We start from the raw sequence: 15,968 nt of genomic DNA on the forward strand, positions 1-15,968 counted from the left end.
TTACTGAAGCTTTTTCTGAATTTTAGCGATGATTCGCTGAAGAGCGAGTTTCGCTAAGCGCGATCGCGTTAATGGTTCGATCGTAGCGGGATGCGTCTGTTTGTGATCAAAAAACTCGTTCACTTCGCGCAAAATGACTGCTAAGCGATCGAGAATATTTTGACCGCGATATTCTGCCAAAAAGCTTTCAGGAATCACAGGCGCAGGTCGCTCGATCGCGCTTAAAATTCGCTGCACATCAAACTCAGTCGAATAAGCCGCGATCTTATAGCAGTTAAATCCTGGATCGAGATAGTCTGATAAACCACCGTTGACGCTGGAAAACACTTGGCAACCACACGCGATCGCCTCCATCGGTTGGAGTCCAAATCCTTCGCTGACTTTCTGCTGTGCCCAATACTCCGCAGAATCATATAAGTAAACTTTCGTTCGATTGAAAACGGCTGCAAGACTATCAACGTGAGTATTAATGATTTCTACTTTGCAGCGTTTCTGAAGCGCAGGAATCAACTGATTTAAGAGATACTCTGATGATTTTCGAGTATGAATTAGAACATCAATATCTCGATTCAAGTTCTGATTGCTAAACTCATCAGAGATCTGATTTGGTAAATAGTAAATTAGTGAATGCGGTGCATGTTGTCCCCAGTAGCCTAGCGTATTGCGGCTGACAGTTACGATCGGGACATTGGATGGAACTGTAAAACCATATCCTGCACTATGTGCGTGATAGATAGCGTTGTGCTTTTTCAAGCGTTTTGCGAGTTTCGCAACATCGAATCCCCAACTCATGACAAAGATGACATCCTTGAGATCTTCTTGAAGGACATCATCTAAAAAACGTGTATTTTGCTCACGCTGGCGGTATGTGACGATTTCAGCCGGGCAAATCTGCTTGGCAAGCTCAAACGCCTTTAACTCCGCCCACAGACCCCCGCAGGCAAAACGTTTTCCGGTTCCAGGAAGGAGAAAATAAAGCGATCGCATGACAGCCGCCAAGAGTTGAAGGTAAGATGTGAGCCATCATATCAGCCGAAAGATCATTCTGATCTGAATCATCCTCTTTGCTGACTGAGCGATCGCGCAAATTGATATTGATAAAGCTGTTGCAGTGTTGCTAATACTTCTTCTGCATAGGAAGGATCAGAAGAGTAGTAAAAGCTCAACTGCTGAATTCGCGGGGCACTGCCACGGATGATAAAGCGGAATCGGGGAGTCACAACGTCTTGGCTGAATGGCTCTAAACTGGCATAAGCTTTCAACAATTGAATATGAGCACGTACTCCGGTGCGAGCATTCGGAAAGGCTGCACTTTCCCAAGGACTGCCAACTTCTCGCAAAGTGGCAAAGTTATTTTGAGTCGGCTGAAGGGTTTTCCCAAAACGAAAAAAATCGGTTTCGATGAGGGCTTGTGTAAACGCAATATCAGAGTTGACATCCTCGATCGCAGCTTCTTCTAAATACAATTCGGCAATGTTAGGGAAGGTTTGGAGAGCTTGAGGATTGTGCTGCTGTAAAAAGGCTTCTAACGTATTTTTTGAAAGATAACCCTGTCCCATAATGCTGCTGATTTTATTCGGATTCAAAGGCAGCATGTTTCGCAAAATCACTCCTCGATCGCTGGAATTCCAGCCGACAAAAACGCCGACTTTTCGGAGATCGATCGCTCTAATGTAGGTTTGATTGTTGTAAATAATCAATCGAGCATTTTGAGGACGTTTGACTCGAATGGCAAGCTGATCTAATAGATCAATAGGAATGTATGAGTTTCCTTCCACAATCACACCTTGCTGATCAGAAGCTTGCCCATTCAAATTGATACTCATCGGGACGATCGTTTGATTCCAGAGTGCTAACCCTTGGGCAATGCCTTGTGCGATCGCTTGAGAGCGATTCAGAATAATGGCTCGATCTTCTGGGCTAGAAGTAAACCCGACCGTTAATACGATCGCAGGAATCTTCATTTGGCGAATAAAATCAAGGCTCCCCAATGCTGTTTCAGTATCCGGCTTTGTGCCCCGATTCATCCAAGCGGGAACATTCACTAGAATTTGATCCAGCAGTTGTTGTGCTTTCTGTCGGCGGTTCTCATCTCCTGCACGATAAAAAGCAGTCACGCCTCTCGTATTCGGGTTCAAGAAAGCATCAGTTCGGATCGATAACGCGATGTCTCCCGGTTTGGCGCGGCGATTGATCCAAGCGATCGCTTCAGCGGGTTCTAAATTGGCTGGCACAATTACAACCGGAAAGCCTTGCGTTTTTAGCTCTGTGGCTGCTTGATTGCGAATCTTAACCAATGCCGCTGAGATCGGTTGATTGGCAAATTGAATTGGATTTGCGACCAGAAAAACTTGCTTGACTTGTTGCGTGTCTTGTCGAATCGTTTCTAAGCGATCAGATAAAACAGTGGTCAGGCGTTCTGGCGCGATACTACGACGATCGTTGAGTTGAGTTTTAGATTGAGCAAGCAATTTTTTGCAGGGTTTGATTTCTACACCCCCGCAATCCGGGCAGCAATTCGATGCGAAGATCATGGTCTAACTTTTATGATGCAGGCATAATTTTTTCACCTCGGTAGATACGCAAGTCATCATATCAAACGAAACCGCGTTAACAAATACACCCTGACTTGATCGGACAGCACGATTTACACCTAGCAATGCGCTAGGTGCTGGAATATCTTGCCAATCTTTTACTCGATCGATAATCCAGCCTTTGCTAGAATACATCGTCGTCTGAACACGATAGGAAAACGGATTAAAAGACCTTGGTTCTATGACTTCAGTGATTGCCACTTGTTCCAGTCAGAAAATTGAGTACAGCTTGATTGAACCGGGCTGGATGCTCCAAATGCGGATAGTGTCCACACCGATCGAGCAATAACGGTTGTTCTGCATTCGGCAGTCGCTTCGCAGCAACATGGGCATGAGCGACCGGAAGAATGCGATCCTGTTTCCCCCAAATAATTAGTGCAGGCGCAATGATGTTTTTCAGATTTTCAACGATCGGTTGATAGACAGTTTCTCTAACCCCTCGCAAACATAAATTGGTTCGCGCCATTTGGATCAAGGGTTCCTTGCGTCCTGGAAGCGCGAAAATTGGATAACGCAAATCAATCCACTCTTGCGGAATTGTATCGACATCAAAGACATTCTGCTTCAACATCGGACGCATGACGTTTGGGCTTGGCTGTAGCGATCGCACAGCAAACGGTAACGTTGCTAACCGGGCTGAAAATGTCACTTCTCGCCCTAATCCAAAACTGCCAACGAGCACTAATTTCTCAACCCGCTTAGGAGCCATGAATGCAAGCTGTAAAGCCGCTCCACCGGACATCGAATGTCCCACTAAAACTGCCGATGAAATCGACATTGCATCCATGAAACCCAAAATAAATTCTGCCTGGTAAGACAGCGAATACGAAGCGGAGGGTTTATCAGAGCGTCCTGATCCGACCATATCGATCGCGATCACACGATGCTGTCGAGCTAAACCCGGAAGATTGTAATACCAGAACTCCGCAGATCCTCCTGCCCCATGTAACAGCAGAATTGTTTGTTTTCCCTCTCCCGCCTGCCAAAATCGAGTTTTAACGGAACCAACCTGCACATACTGATCCGAAAGAGTCTGGGTTAGAAGCATGAATTCACCGTCTCAAGACACACCGCGATCGCATGTAAAGCAATTTCTACACGATCGTTACAAACTGAAAATGAGTATAGCTGCGGTTTTAAATTTCGCTCAGGAAGTTGTTCGGCTGATTTTATTTTGAGAGTTGGGCTTGAAATTCCGGATCAAACTCTGCGCTCTGCCAATTTCTTGCTTCTTTGATTTGATCGACAGTTAGCCCGATCGCACCTCGAAAGTCAGCATTCTCTAAATCCGCCCCAATCAGTCTGGTCTGCTGTAGGTTCGCCTGATATAGAGAAGCTTCGACTAGAACTGCATAGCTCAGATTTGCACCCCTAAAATCAACTTGGGTTAAATAGGCTCCGCTGAGATTGGAGTTTAACAGTAAAGCTCTGCTCAGATTTGCCCCACTTAATTCAGCCTTGCACAAGTGCGCTTCAATTAAATTCAAGCGAGTTGCAGAGCTAGAAGGATTGTAAGGCGGATCGAACTCGATGCGACGACGGGCGATGACTGATAGGCAAGCTTGAATGTCTCTTGCAATTTTCGAGGAAGCTGAATTTATGGGCGATCGCGCTTGAATATAAGACGTTAGCACTTGCATGATTGTCCAATGTTCTTGCAGCGATTCTTGAGCGATTCTTTCGAGCACATGGATGCCACCAAATCGAGTCTCTAAGCTTGAACTACCGAGGTGATTAATCGCTTGGCTATAGCGTTCTGCGACTTGCTTTTCAGCCGCGATCGCAACATTCTTTTGAGTCGCTTTGAGATTCTTCCAAGAAATGAATGCAGTTAAAAATAGTAAAAAACCACCGCCAGTCTGAACGATGCTACTATGAATCGCATTTTCTAAAACAATGCGATCTTTCTCGAGTGCTAGTAAGTCTTTCTGAAGGGTTGGATTCGCTTGTGTCGTCTTTCTCAATCCGTTGATTTGGTCTTGAAGTTGATGCAGATTTGCCCGTTGGTGTTGCCAGTAAAACCCAGTCCCTAGAACAATTGCTGCACCCATCAACACACCGACTATCAATTCCGATCGACGAAGAGATTGAGATAAACGATGCTGCATAAGTTAACTCAACTTAGATTTAGTCATAAAAATAAACAAGCGAAAGCTAGGGGGTGAGAAGAAGATGAGGTCTAGCACCTGCGTAAGCGCAACGATCAATTTCGTTCATCTAATCTAGGATTTCCCTACAGTAAACCAAAATAGGGTGTTATGGTTTTACTCAAATCCCTAGAAAATACAGAGGAGACATATTTTTTTGCACTTTAACAATTGGAATTGAATCTTTTTTTAACAATCACACAATTTAGTCCTTTTAAATCATGCTTCTGAGAGATGCCGAGTAAGAAATATTTAGCAAGCGATTCTGATCAAAGTTGTTTTGCACCTCAGTTTTACTGTGATTACCCTCGACAACCGACGTTCCCTGAACGTGATCTGCAATATCCAACAGAGGAGAGAAGAGATTTCCCATTGATTGCGAGTGGCTGTAATACGTTTGATCTTGCTTATGCAAATCTAGCAGGAGCGAATCTGGCTGGGGTGAATCTAGCAGGAGCCAATTTGGTTGGGGCGAATCTAGCAGGAGCGAATCTCGCTGAGGCAAACTTGCGAGGTGCAGTGATGCGCAGTGCTAACCTTCAGAAAGCGATTTTACGTCGAGCGAATCTCCCACGTACCGATCTCGTCAGAGCCGATCTGAGCGATGCAGACTTAGAGGAAGCTGATCTAGGAGGAGCAAGGCTAGTAGAAGGCATTTTGTGTGGGGCAATCCTTAAAGGTACCTGTCTGCGAAGAACCAACCTAAGTAAAGCAAATTTAAGCCATGCCTGTTTATCCGAAGCAGACTTAACAGGCTCGAAGCTCTCTGAAGCTCATTTTGAAAACACAGATCTGAGCCATGCCATCTTAGAACGGGTTGATCTCTGCAATGCTCAGATGCAACATACGATCGAGCTATTCAAAGCCGATCTGAAAAATGCAGTGTTAAGGAAGGCAGATCTGAGTCACGCTAATCTGACGGAAGCCGATCTCAGTGGCAGCGATCTCACCGATGCGATTCTTCATCAGGCAAAGTTAAATCGCACCGTCCTCAATGGCGCTTCGCTCAAATATGCACAGATGCAAGGTGCAGAGTTTAAGAATGCTTCGCTATTTGGAGCAGATTTAACCGGGGCGAATTTGCAACATGCATTTTTGAAAAAAGCAATTTTACGGCGATCGCAGTTAAGCCAAGCTGATCTCAGTTATGCAAATCTAGAACAAGTTCAACTCAATTCTGCTGTGATTCGTCGTGCTAAGCTCGTCTCTGCTAATCTCTACAAAGCGAGGCTCGATGGTGCAAGTTTACGTGGCTCGGATCTGAGCAATGCTAATCTAGAGCAGGCTTCTCTGAGTCGATCGAACTTCTCCTTTGCCAATCTGTCCCGCGCTATACTGACCGATGCCAATCTTAGAAATGCTGAATTAAACGGCGCAAATCTGACGCAGGCAACTTTAATTCGAGCTAGGCTCAGCAGTGCGCGAGTCATGATGGCAACTTTAACGGATGCTAATTTAACTGGAGCAACTTTAACTCGTGCCTCATTTCGAGATTCCGACTTGCGACATTGTACGCTCACAGGCGCAACGCTCAATCGAGCTTACTGCTGTGCAGTCGATCTGACAGCAGCGCAGGTATCATTTGCTGAAATGAGCGGTGTGAATCTGCTGCGAGCTTGCTTACAGCAAACTAATCTCCATACTGCTTTACTGCGGCGAGCTTACATGAGTAATGCCATTCTGACTGAAACGGATTTGACGAGGGCTGAGCTAGCAGGTGCAGATTTATCGAGTGTTAATTTGAGCAGTGCGATCGTAGACCATGCAAGATTTGAGCACAACTTGGGATTGAGCGCGGATCAGATTCCTGAATTACAAGAAAAGCTTGCGATCGTGCTGCGTCAAGCTGGAGGAGAACGGGACGGACTTGCAGATGGGCAGCAACGCATGGAGGAAATTCGAGGAGACTTAGAATTTCGATTTTCCGATTTGGAAGAAACTCTGCGATTGTTTCAAGAAGCGATCGACATTTTCAAAGATGGCTTAGATGAGCAGCAAGAAATCGGTCGCACCTCTGGCTCGCCTAATTTTTATCAACTGCATCTAGTCCTTGAGCACAAAGCAGAACAGTTTACTAAAAACATTCAAGCCTATCGTGAAGACATGTTTCAGTCTTTGGAAAATATGACGGCACAACAGCGGGATCTCTGGATTCAAGAAGAATTTCACGCTGTTCTAGACCATATCCAAGAACAAATTCTAAACCTTCTCAAACATGCAAAGTTGATTCATAGAATTTGGTTTACGTTGGATGATGATGCCTGAGGAGGACACGAAGTGCTCTGAATCCGAGCCGTTGCATAGCCAAGCCAGAACATGAGCACCATGGCACAGATATAGAGCAGCACAAATCTTTTAGGGAGCGCAAATCTTTTAGAGGTAGAGATTCTGCGGCGTGGAGGCGGTTCGACGATCTCGTCAATGTCTTGAATTTTCAGGCTACCTTTGCCAATGTTATGTTCACGTTCTAACCAGCGATCGAGAGAGAGGGGCGTTTTGTCATCTTCATTGTTCAAGCCCTGCTGTTGACCCATTGTTGCCCCTCCTGCAATCGTCAAAAATTAGGATGTTGTAATCTCTTGAATCACTTTTTCTTGATGGACAATTCCAAGCGTCAAGCCTGTTTTATTCGCTTCTTGTGCAACGCTGTACAGTGCTAATCCCATCTGCAGCACCTCAGCCATGTTCTTCCCTGATTCTGCTGATAAGGTTTGCAAGAGGGCATAAGCCTCCTGGCTCAAATCCAAGTTCAACTGTTTTCGATAACGACTGTCTATCTCGTCATCGGCTTCATTACTTTGTTCTGACCTAAACATATAAAAATCTCCTGAATTACAACTCCGATGCTTTGAGAGTGCCGATGTTGAAATCTACAACTCTCAGAGTAGCTTCTAAATCTATACTATCATTTCCACAAATTATACATATTTTTTATACAAAATCCTCGATTTTTCGCTCTGCCCCTCATTCTTCGCGCGGTGTTATGATGTAGGAAAGTTAACTTATGTAAACGAGCGTGACTGCGACCTTTCGATCCTCCGATAGCGCAACGTTGCCAACGACCTGGCACTGTCTTGACCCCATCTGGGAGGCAAGCGAACTTGAGATTCAGCAAGGACTACCGCACAGCCAGCTTTCTCCAGCTTGGCAAATGATGTTACTAGGAGATGGGTCTCCGACGCGGCATTTACAGCTTTTAACGGGCGAGCCGACTGAGGTAGATGTCATCGATATGTCGTCGATCGGGTTTTCGTTAGATCATGCACCGAGCGCGATCGAGCAAATTCCAGGTAGTCGGTTGCGGCGACAGATTTGGTTAAGAACAGCTTCAGGTCAGCGGTTAGGCTATGCGGCTTCGTGGTGGGAGTCGAGCCATATCGATGAGTATTTGCAGAATCGATCGCAGCCCATCTGGTCGAATTTATCGCGATCGCGCATGGAGCTATACCGCGAGATTAAAGGATTGCATTACGGACGGTCAGCGGCATTAGAGGCAGCATTTGGGGTTTCTGCTCCACTGTGGGGACGGCATTATTTGTTCTGGCATCATGGCAAACCGTTTACGCTGATTTATGAGGTATTTTCGCCTTATTTGGAGCGATATTTGGGTAAGGCGCGTTGACGCTCAACGAAGACGCTGACTTCTAAAAGTCCGCCTCAAAGCCTGAATATTTCCGAATTCGATTCGCCAGGATATTCATGCAGACAGTCTGTTCAATCTGTTCAATCTTCCGACAATGCAAAGAAGAATGGTTCGAGTAGAGGAAATTAAATCCGGTTTTGCCCTAAAATAGCGGATTATGTCAACAGATCCAGCGAGGAATTCTTCGGATAAAGGCAGCTCCGTCTGGCATGAAGCTGCAGCCCATGTAGTGGATTTATTAATTCACTACGGTTTTGATTTGGGCGAAGAACGGGTGCGGCAACTCGTCGATCGTTGGCAAACTACCTATTCTGTCAGTTGGGTGCGTTGGGCGGTGATCGAAGCCCTTTACCAGGGACGCTACAAAGTGGTCTCCGTCGAGCAGATTTTGCAACTCTGGCAGCGTCGGCAGCAACCTTGCTATCACTTCAACTACGAATTTGAACGCCTAGTCTGCAATAAATTCCCTCGCGATCTGTCCCAACCGAACCGACCTCAAGAGCCTGTGGATGTTGCCGCGCTTCCAGCTTTGCCAGCCCCCAGTCGATCGCCCGTCCCCGTTAGCGAAGATCCTCCCGCTTGGGCAGAACTTGCTGAGCAGATTCAAAAAGAACCCGAAGTCGCTGAGCCTGGGATTCCACCCTTAGAACTCGATCACTTAGCTCCTCCTGAAATGCTGCTGAATCGAGTGGCTCGTCTGCAAGCAGGTGTAGATGCTTTAATCGAACAAGCGACCTCCAGCCTGAATGCATCCCATGAAGCGATGAGAATCAAATGGCAGGATGACACACAGCCAACTGAACAATCGATTGAAAATGGGCAAGCTGCACCCGAATCTGTTTTAGAACTTCCAGAAGAAGTGCATCCTCCCATCCATCAATTTATGCCAACGGCGGTGGGCACTGAGTTTCATAGCAAGTTAAAAGCGGTTGCAGAACAAGAAGAACCCGCAGCTAGCGAGTGATCCCGGCAAGCGTGCTAATTGACCCAAAATCTAAAGATATTCCGCAGGGCAGGCGATTTACTGCCAGATTGCGGGGATACTCGAAGATATCCAATCTCCTGGAGGCGGCTTGAATGTCGTACCAAAGTAATCGTGAACTACCGGATAGTGTTCGCGATCGCCTTTCTGAACCGGCTCAACACTTTTATCGAGTAGCATTTAACTCTGCACTTCAATGGTATGGAGAAGAGTCTAAAGCTCATCAAATTGCTTGGAGCGCGATTAGAAGCCAAGCATTCAGCCCAAATAGTGAAATTGCTGAAGTCCTGTAATTAAGCTCAACTGAATCCGAAGCCTTCGCTTGTGCAAACAGGTGAGGGCTTTTTGCATTGATTTAGTTTTGTTCACAAAATTTAAAAATATTTCGCTTTATATCGAATAACACCTTTGTCCGTATTTTTTAGATTCATTGCGTAACTCTATCAATGGAGAGATGAAGGTAGACATTTTGCGAGTTAATCACTCCTAGAATCGATAGCCGCATAACCGACTCGTGATCTGTTCGATCGCTCCATCTACCCCAAGCGTGCGATTTATTGTCCTGCAAGTTCAAAGGTCTTCGGTTATGCCTACGGTTTCAATGTCGCAATTGAATACAGCTCAGTTTGATCACGTCACTTCAGATACAGAGAGTTGGAACATTCTCGAAACAGCGCTCAATCCTGAAAAACTTCATGCTCAGGAAACTGTCTTTACGATCGGGAATGGATATTTAGGAACACGGGGGAGCTTTGAAGAAGGATTTCCTGGCGATCAGTCCGCAACTTTAATTCATGGGATGTTTGATAATGCTCCGATCGTGCAAACGGAATTAGTCAACTGTCCAAATTGGTTGCCTTTGGTCATCAAGTTAGACGGTGAAAAGTTTCAACTTGATCATGGAGCAATTCTCAACTACGAGCGACGCTTGAATTTGAAAGCAGGCTTGCTGACGCGTACGGTGCAATGGCGTAGTCCAAGCGGTCATCACTTTGCATTTCGATTTGAGCGGTTTTGTAGTTTGTCTGATCGACATGTCATGGCAATGCGGGTACATGTTACCTCGATCGATTTTTCCGGTTCAGTAGAAATCGAGGCTGGATTTGAAGCGCATCCGACGACGGTGACCATTCCGCATTGGATGACCCTGAAAACGGGCAGTCTGAACAATTTAATGTGGTTATCGACCCAGACGTTGCATACTGGGCTGCAATTAGGACTAGCCGCAAAACTAACCGTCACGAAAGCTGATGAAACGATTCCAGTTCGTGATTGCGCGAACACATTAATGGCTGCAACGACGATCGCACCGAATCAAACTGTGATTGCTGAGAAAATCGTTTCGATCTATACCTCGCGTGATATAGAATTTCCGCTGACGGTAGCACTTCGACGACTAGCAAAGTCGCCCAGTTATCAAACGCTCTTTGCAGCACATCTGCTGGCTTGGGGAATCACTTGGCAGAACAGTGATGTGGTCATTGAAGGCGATTTAACAGCGCAGATTAGTATTCGCTACAATCTTTTTCAACTCATGATTGCAGCTCCGCGTCACGATAATCGTGTGAGCATTCCTGCAAAAACGCTGTCGGGCTTTGCATACCGAGGGCACGTTTTTTGGGACACAGAGATTTTTATCGTGCCGTTTTTTGCCTTGACGCAGCCCGCGATCGCAGAAAACCTTCTGACCTATCGCTACAATACGTTAGCAGGGGCACGCCGGAAAGCGAGAGAAGCTGGCTATCAAGGTGCAATGTATGCCTGGGAGAGCGCAGCAACAGGCGATGAAGTGACGCCGCGATGGGTTCCGGGTGCGAAAGGAGAATTGATTCGGATTTGGTGTGGTGACATTGAACATCACATTACTGCGGATGTTGCTTATGCGGTTTGGCAATACTGGCAAATCACAGGCGATCACGATTGGATGAGGAACTGTGGAGCAGAAATTCTCATTGAAACGGCAAAGTTCTGGGCAAGTGCTGTCAAATGGACGGGGAGACGCTATGAGCTTTTAGATGTGATTGGTCCTGATGAAAATCATGAGCATTGCAACAATAATGCGTTTACGAATGCAATGGCGCAATTTAATTTACGCTCTGCGCGAATGGTGTGGGATTGGCTCGCGAAATCGTATCCGGAAACAGCATTGCGATTGCGTCAGAAGTTAAATTTGACTCTAGAGGAGCTTAAAACTTGGGGTACGATCGCGCAATCTCTAACAATTTATCCTGACCCTGAAACCAAGCTGATCGAGCAGTTTGACGGGTTCTTCGATTTGATCGATGTGAATCTTCAAGATTACGAACCGCGATCGCAATCGATGCAAGCATTATTAGGCATTGAACCGACCAATCAGCGTCAGATTCTCAAGCAGCCTGATGTGTTGATGATGTTGTATCTCTTGCGGCAGCAGTTTGATCATGAGACGTTGCAGGCAAACTGGAATTACTATGTGCCGCGTACTGACCATACCTATGGTTCATCTCTGGGACCAGCCGTCCATGCGATTTTAGCGTGTGGTTTGTCTTACGTGGATGAAGCGTATCAGCATTTTATGCGAGCAGCATTAGTGGATCTCGAAGATGTGCGAGGCAATGCTTCTGAAGGAATTCATGCGGCTTCAGCAGGTGGGCTTTGGCAATCGATCGTGTTTGGATTTGCAGGAATTCGCTTAACAGACTTAGGTCCTGTCGCTTGTCCGAGTTTGCCTGCTCATTGGACAAGATTGAAGTTCCGCCTCTGTTGGCAAGACCAATGGTATGAATTCGATTTGTCACAGACGGGTGTGCTGTGTGAAGCGGTTGAGCAATCGATGCAGAGCCATTTTGCTTCTACGTAACGACCAAGTTGAGCGGCGCTAGACAACACTTAAACGAAGTAGCAAATCTTCATCCGCCGCTCCAACGACTTGCCATACAGCGTTTTGGCAAGAGTTTAATCTCTTGATTAAAGAACTTCTTCAGCCAAAAGTTGCCCTTTGACTCGTTCATATTCATCCTCAAGAAGCCACTCTTGGGCTGCTTGATAACTGGAGTGAGTGACTACAAGTTTATAGTCAGATGTAGGATTAAAAATACGACAAGTGCCATCTTGATCACCCACTAGCATGAGAATTTTAGGTGGAAAAAGAACTGGATCAACCCAGAGTTCCAGAAATTTCCAGGTTTTAGCTTGTTCTGCGAGGACTGGTGCGTGGGATTGCATGATACTCACCTGTTGTTTTCACAATTTTGATCTCGCCGTAGTAAAGCGGAGTTTGGCTTCCATCTACTCTAATTATGTAGCCGATTGGCTCGGAAAAGTAGAGTCCATACCGTTCATAATCATCGTCTTCATCCTCTACTCCAGTTCGCTCTCCACCTGAGATGATAGCCTGAGTGACTTGTTTTAGGGTTTCGAGGTCGTTGAATACATGCGCTCTACCTTCTCTGCGGAGCAGCCGCTGGACTTGAGGAGTATTTGGTAAATGGCGATCGATCAGGCTTGGTCGGGGGTCAGGGGTAATATCTCGGTCAATTCCGCTCATGAGTTAGGCGATCGCATCTGTCTCAGAATTGCCCATTGTAAGCGATTATGCCAATTAGAAGTGGTAAGCTTTCTTCTGGTTCAATCCTTGGGCTGTGTCTTGCGAATCTCTGCAATTGATGTGTACTTTCATATCTTGAAGCTTGCTTCAAGATATGAAAGTACAGCAACAGCACAAATGCTAAAGCCAAAGTAGAACCAAGAATCTGGGGCTGACCGAATAATTGCTAAACCCACACCCAACATCAGAAGCGTAGCCCACTTGATTCCGTCATTCATCTGAGCCTACCTCACCCTAGTACAACAAGTCCAAGCCGCATAACGACCCGCTTCACCCGCCGCAGATAACCTCGAACATTCAGCAGATAACCTTTTGGCGGTCGGGTTCAAGCGGTTTGTTAGCCTAGTGTTGTCCCACAATTAACGTTGATGTGCGTGGCTTTTATCGCTGTGTTTGTATGCTCAGTGCTCGAAATAAGGCGCTTCTCGAATATACCGAAAGACGACATCAAGACGCGCAACTTTCAGCCCTTGACCTTCGCAAACTATAAAATCAGTGCGGTCAAATACTGTGGAACTTTCTACTTCTATTTAGATTCTCAAACCCACGCAGCATCAGTACTACCGCAATGTCCACAAGGACTATATCCGTTTGTCGCGATCAAATCCCACGGCAGTCTACCCTAAAAACCATAGATCCGCGTCATACTATATCCGTCAAAGCCAATGACAGCAACATTTTGCAATGATAATCACTGAGGTCAAACAGCGTAAAACCATTACTACCTATCACGGGAGGCAACACTGGTTCAAGTCTTCTTAGACCTCAATTACAACGAAATTCTAGAGTCGTTGCTATAAAAGGATCTGGCATGTCGCTGCACGAAACCAGTCCCCTAAGATCTACCTAAGCCGAAAGCTGCTTTACACAAGCAATAGCGCCGACGTTACTATACCAAATACCCATCATTAGCCGGGAAGCTCATATCAGGCTCGCCATTACCGTCAGATCCATTGATGTAGTCGCTAATACCCTGATACGCATCATAAACACTATTTCCTACTTCACATCCTGCGTATCCAGCTACGGCCCCTGCTCCTTCTCCGAGATATTCACCTATGGCTGCTCCTGTGCCAACAGCACCAACAGCTTGAATTACTTCAGGTACGGTAGTTGCGAACGAGGTTCCTGCTGCCCCCGAATAGATAGCAGCCACGCCGCCAGCAATTTCACCTAAGACTCCTCCAATCTCAGCTCCATTCAATGTGGCTTCATTGCAGTCATAAGCAGGGTTCATGTCATCCATGATAGTTCACTTTTCCTTACATAATCTACAGTCAATACGTATAGTGTAGCTGATGAATAATGTATTGGGGGAGGGTGTAAAATTTGTATCAATTTTTACGAAAAGGATTATTTAAGAATCCAAATAACCAATGCCTAGCAAGATTCATCCTGACTATTAATTCACGCAACTTACTCCTATTCGCTTTAATCATCTGTTGTGGATAAACTGACATCAGCTCTAATTTTTCGATGGAATTCATTAGTGATTTCAAGTGGTTTCGGTTTCTTAGTGTCTTAGGCGATTCTGAGGGAATCGGAAAATTGATCAATGGCTCTATTTGTCGTTGATAGCTAGTAAGCAAGTAAGAAGATTGTTTACTAAATTCAGACAGATAGGCACGAATAGCATCATTATAGGCTTGCCTTACCTCAGAATTATATTGAGATTGCAATCTTGCCTTGTGGTTTCCCCCTGTAAAAAAGTCACTGAATTTCTGACCAAATCCTCGCTCTTTAAGAGTCGGCAGAGATGGCGATGGGTAATTTGGAAGCGGAATTGATAAGATCGCTGGTTGAGCCTCGTTGAATTCCTTACAAGCTTGCTCAACCCAACTATTAATCGAGCTTACATATTTATAAATATCCGCTTTCAGCTTATCGTTTTCCCAGGCTTTAAAATTAGATTGGCGAAGTGCAAGAGCCGCATCATCTTGATAGAGTATTAGTAACGTTTTGAGAGAAAGCCACGTTCGACAAGAAAGAATACTGTTGATGAAGCCATCTTTGAAGAAATTCTCTCGTTGCTTTCCTCTATTAATTTCTGTATTTCGCTGGTCGTCCGCAATTTTAATTTCCGCTAACAAGGATACCTTTTGCGCCTCTAGCTCTTGTCTGATTTTAGTAACTACAGCAGTGATACAAGAGAGCCTTGTTCTATAAGTGTCTTGTTTTTGAAATTGTATTATTGTATAAAGAGAAGCTTCAAAATTAGCCAACCCACTTTGATATATGTTTACGATATCTCTCCGTTGTCGTGCTTTAAAAGCGGGTAGGGCATCAACACGATATAAATTAGTTATTCCAATAGGTAAATCAGACTTGAAATCTTTTGTGATTGAGTTTATTTCGTCGAGTACTTCACGGCGATCGCTATCAGACTCAAGTTGATTTAGCCAATTCACTACGAAAACAACGGTTTGCATCCCTCGATCAGCTAACCACTGATGCAAGTTCTCTTGTTCTTGCAATGTAAAAGGTTGCTTTGCATTTAGGACTTGAACGACTAAATCCACTTTTAATAGTTGATCGCGAACCAAACTATCCTGTTCAGTTTTATCATTCGTTCCAGGTAAATCTAGAATCTCTACTCCTTTCTTGAGCAATGGGTGAGGAATTAATACCTCCACTGACACAACATCACTTCGTTGATAACCTTTTCTATCGAGAGTAGCAAATTCTCTGAGTATTTCTGGATTTCTACTACTAATTTGCTCACCTGAAGTGAGCACAACAACTATATTTATTTCTTTTCCATATTTGATTGTGATCGCAGTTCCTGTAGATCGAGTTACTTTGGTTGGCAATATCTCACTGCCTAGCAATGCATTGAGTAGCGTAGATTTTCCAAAATTAAACGGTGCAAAGACAGCTATTCTAAAAGCAGAATCACTGAGCCGCTGGGTAGCTAGTTTAGCATCTTTTATTAGCTGTCTATCTGTCTGAATGGACAGAAGATTAGAGTCAACTTCTAGTATATTTAGAAGTCTTAAAGCAAGTTCCTCTTTCATAA

Annotated in this window: 15 protein-coding genes; 5 read left to right on the top strand and 10 right to left on the bottom strand. The window is 45.1% G+C overall.

From position 1 onward, the window contains the following. From J0L70_RS01680 to J0L70_RS01695, 4 genes are all read right to left on the bottom strand, one after another. Entirely contained in the window at positions 1-987 is a 987-nt protein-coding gene (locus J0L70_RS01680) for a glycosyltransferase (protein ID WP_287452833.1), read from the bottom strand. Between the two features lie 68 nt (positions 988-1,055). Next, positions 1,056-2,534, bottom strand: coding sequence for an N-acetylmuramoyl-L-alanine amidase family protein (locus J0L70_RS01685; RefSeq protein WP_287452835.1), 1,479 nt, complete (start codon positions 2,532-2,534; stop codon positions 1,056-1,058). Positions 2,535-2,781: 247 nt separating this feature from the next. Further along, positions 2,782-3,642, bottom strand: coding sequence for an alpha/beta fold hydrolase (locus tag J0L70_RS01690; RefSeq protein WP_287452836.1), 861 nt, complete (start codon positions 3,640-3,642; stop codon positions 2,782-2,784). Positions 3,643-3,763: 121 nt separating this feature from the next. Beyond that, positions 3,764-4,702: a pentapeptide repeat-containing protein gene (locus J0L70_RS01695; protein ID WP_287452837.1), complete on the bottom strand. Its 939-nt coding sequence runs from the start codon at positions 4,700-4,702 to the stop codon at positions 3,764-3,766. A gap of 273 nt (positions 4,703-4,975) precedes the next feature. On the opposite strand from J0L70_RS01695, the gene J0L70_RS01700 reads away from it, so the two are divergent. Beyond that, complete coding sequence (locus J0L70_RS01700; RefSeq protein WP_287452838.1) at positions 4,976-7,006, top strand: pentapeptide repeat-containing protein; 2,031 nt, start codon at positions 4,976-4,978, stop codon at positions 7,004-7,006. On the opposite strand, the gene J0L70_RS01705 is transcribed toward J0L70_RS01700, so the two are convergent. Further along, positions 6,970-7,275 carry a hypothetical protein gene (locus J0L70_RS01705; protein ID WP_287452839.1) on the bottom strand — a complete coding sequence of 102 codons (306 nt, stop codon included), beginning with the start codon at positions 7,273-7,275 and terminating at the stop codon, positions 6,970-6,972. The genes J0L70_RS01700 and J0L70_RS01705 overlap by 37 nt on opposite strands. A 27-nt stretch (positions 7,276-7,302) precedes the next feature. Further along, the gene (locus J0L70_RS01710; protein ID WP_017290427.1) at positions 7,303-7,557 is read right to left on the bottom strand and encodes a hypothetical protein; all 255 of its coding nucleotides are present in this window, start codon (positions 7,555-7,557) and stop codon (positions 7,303-7,305) included. Positions 7,558-7,757: 200 nt separating this feature from the next. Between J0L70_RS01710 and J0L70_RS01715 the strand changes: the two genes are divergently transcribed. From J0L70_RS01715 to J0L70_RS01730, 4 genes are all read left to right on the top strand, one after another. Next, positions 7,758-8,363: a chorismate lyase gene (locus J0L70_RS01715; RefSeq protein WP_017290426.1), complete on the top strand. Its 606-nt coding sequence runs from the start codon at positions 7,758-7,760 to the stop codon at positions 8,361-8,363. A 178-nt stretch (positions 8,364-8,541) separates the two neighbouring features. After that, the gene (locus J0L70_RS01720) at positions 8,542-9,348 is read left to right on the top strand and encodes a hypothetical protein (protein ID WP_017290425.1); all 807 of its coding nucleotides are present in this window, start codon (positions 8,542-8,544) and stop codon (positions 9,346-9,348) included. A gap of 113 nt (positions 9,349-9,461) precedes the next feature. Then, a complete protein-coding gene (locus tag J0L70_RS01725) occupies positions 9,462-9,659 on the top strand; it encodes a ChaB family protein (RefSeq protein ID WP_017290424.1) in 198 nt (65 codons plus the stop codon). A gap of 293 nt (positions 9,660-9,952) precedes the next feature. Continuing rightward, positions 9,953-12,205, top strand: coding sequence for a glycoside hydrolase family 65 protein (locus J0L70_RS01730; protein WP_287452840.1), 2,253 nt, complete (start codon positions 9,953-9,955; stop codon positions 12,203-12,205). Between the two features lie 107 nt (positions 12,206-12,312). On the opposite strand, the gene J0L70_RS01735 is transcribed toward J0L70_RS01730, so the two are convergent. The 4 genes from J0L70_RS01735 to J0L70_RS01750 all read right to left on the bottom strand — a co-directional run bounded on the left by J0L70_RS01735 (position 12,313) and on the right by J0L70_RS01750 (position 15,966). Beyond that, positions 12,313-12,570 carry a hypothetical protein gene (locus J0L70_RS01735; protein WP_268180564.1) on the bottom strand — a complete coding sequence of 86 codons (258 nt, stop codon included), beginning with the start codon at positions 12,568-12,570 and terminating at the stop codon, positions 12,313-12,315. Then, positions 12,533-12,892, bottom strand: a complete 360-nt coding sequence (locus J0L70_RS01740; RefSeq protein WP_268180566.1) for a DUF6972 family protein — start codon at positions 12,890-12,892, stop codon at positions 12,533-12,535. Before J0L70_RS01740 ends, J0L70_RS01735 begins: the two co-directional genes overlap by 38 nt. A gap of 949 nt (positions 12,893-13,841) precedes the next feature. Further along, complete coding sequence (locus J0L70_RS01745; protein ID WP_287452841.1) at positions 13,842-14,198, bottom strand: hypothetical protein; 357 nt, start codon at positions 14,196-14,198, stop codon at positions 13,842-13,844. Positions 14,199-14,286: 88 nt separating this feature from the next. Next, a complete protein-coding gene (locus tag J0L70_RS01750; RefSeq protein ID WP_287452843.1) occupies positions 14,287-15,966 on the bottom strand; it encodes a dynamin family protein in 1,680 nt (559 codons plus the stop codon). Positions 15,967-15,968 lie beyond the last annotated feature (2 nt).

Source organism: Leptolyngbya sp. UWPOB_LEPTO1 (assembly GCF_017302695.1).
In the GTDB taxonomy this organism is placed as follows: domain Bacteria; phylum Cyanobacteriota; class Cyanobacteriia; order Leptolyngbyales; family Leptolyngbyaceae; genus Leptolyngbya; species Leptolyngbya boryana.

What these genes read in the sequence shown, in the direction of transcription:
- J0L70_RS01680 (WP_287452833.1), bottom strand. Translation starts at nt 987, where the DNA reads ATGCGATCGCTTTATTTTCTCCTTCCTGGAACCGGAAAACGTTTTGCC.
- J0L70_RS01685 (WP_287452835.1), bottom strand. Translation starts at nt 2,534, where the DNA reads ATGATCTTCGCATCGAATTGCTGCCCGGATTGCGGGGGTGTAGAAATC.
- J0L70_RS01690 (WP_287452836.1), bottom strand. Translation starts at nt 3,642, where the DNA reads ATGCTTCTAACCCAGACTCTTTCGGATCAGTATGTGCAGGTTGGTTCC.
- J0L70_RS01695 (WP_287452837.1), bottom strand. Translation starts at nt 4,702, where the DNA reads ATGCAGCATCGTTTATCTCAATCTCTTCGTCGATCGGAATTGATAGTC.
- J0L70_RS01700 (WP_287452838.1), top strand. Translation starts at nt 4,976, where the DNA reads ATGCCGAGTAAGAAATATTTAGCAAGCGATTCTGATCAAAGTTGTTTT.
- J0L70_RS01705 (WP_287452839.1), bottom strand. Translation starts at nt 7,275, where the DNA reads ATGGGTCAACAGCAGGGCTTGAACAATGAAGATGACAAAACGCCCCTC.
- J0L70_RS01710 (WP_017290427.1), bottom strand. Translation starts at nt 7,557, where the DNA reads ATGTTTAGGTCAGAACAAAGTAATGAAGCCGATGACGAGATAGACAGT.
- J0L70_RS01720 (WP_017290425.1), top strand. Translation starts at nt 8,542, where the DNA reads ATGTCAACAGATCCAGCGAGGAATTCTTCGGATAAAGGCAGCTCCGTC.
- J0L70_RS01725 (WP_017290424.1), top strand. Translation starts at nt 9,462, where the DNA reads ATGTCGTACCAAAGTAATCGTGAACTACCGGATAGTGTTCGCGATCGC.
- J0L70_RS01730 (WP_287452840.1), top strand. Translation starts at nt 9,953, where the DNA reads ATGCCTACGGTTTCAATGTCGCAATTGAATACAGCTCAGTTTGATCAC.
- J0L70_RS01735 (WP_268180564.1), bottom strand. Translation starts at nt 12,570, where the DNA reads ATGCAATCCCACGCACCAGTCCTCGCAGAACAAGCTAAAACCTGGAAA.
- J0L70_RS01740 (WP_268180566.1), bottom strand. Translation starts at nt 12,892, where the DNA reads ATGAGCGGAATTGACCGAGATATTACCCCTGACCCCCGACCAAGCCTG.
- J0L70_RS01745 (WP_287452841.1), bottom strand. Translation starts at nt 14,198, where the DNA reads ATGGATGACATGAACCCTGCTTATGACTGCAATGAAGCCACATTGAAT.
- J0L70_RS01750 (WP_287452843.1), bottom strand. Translation starts at nt 15,966, where the DNA reads ATGAAAGAGGAACTTGCTTTAAGACTTCTAAATATACTAGAAGTTGAC.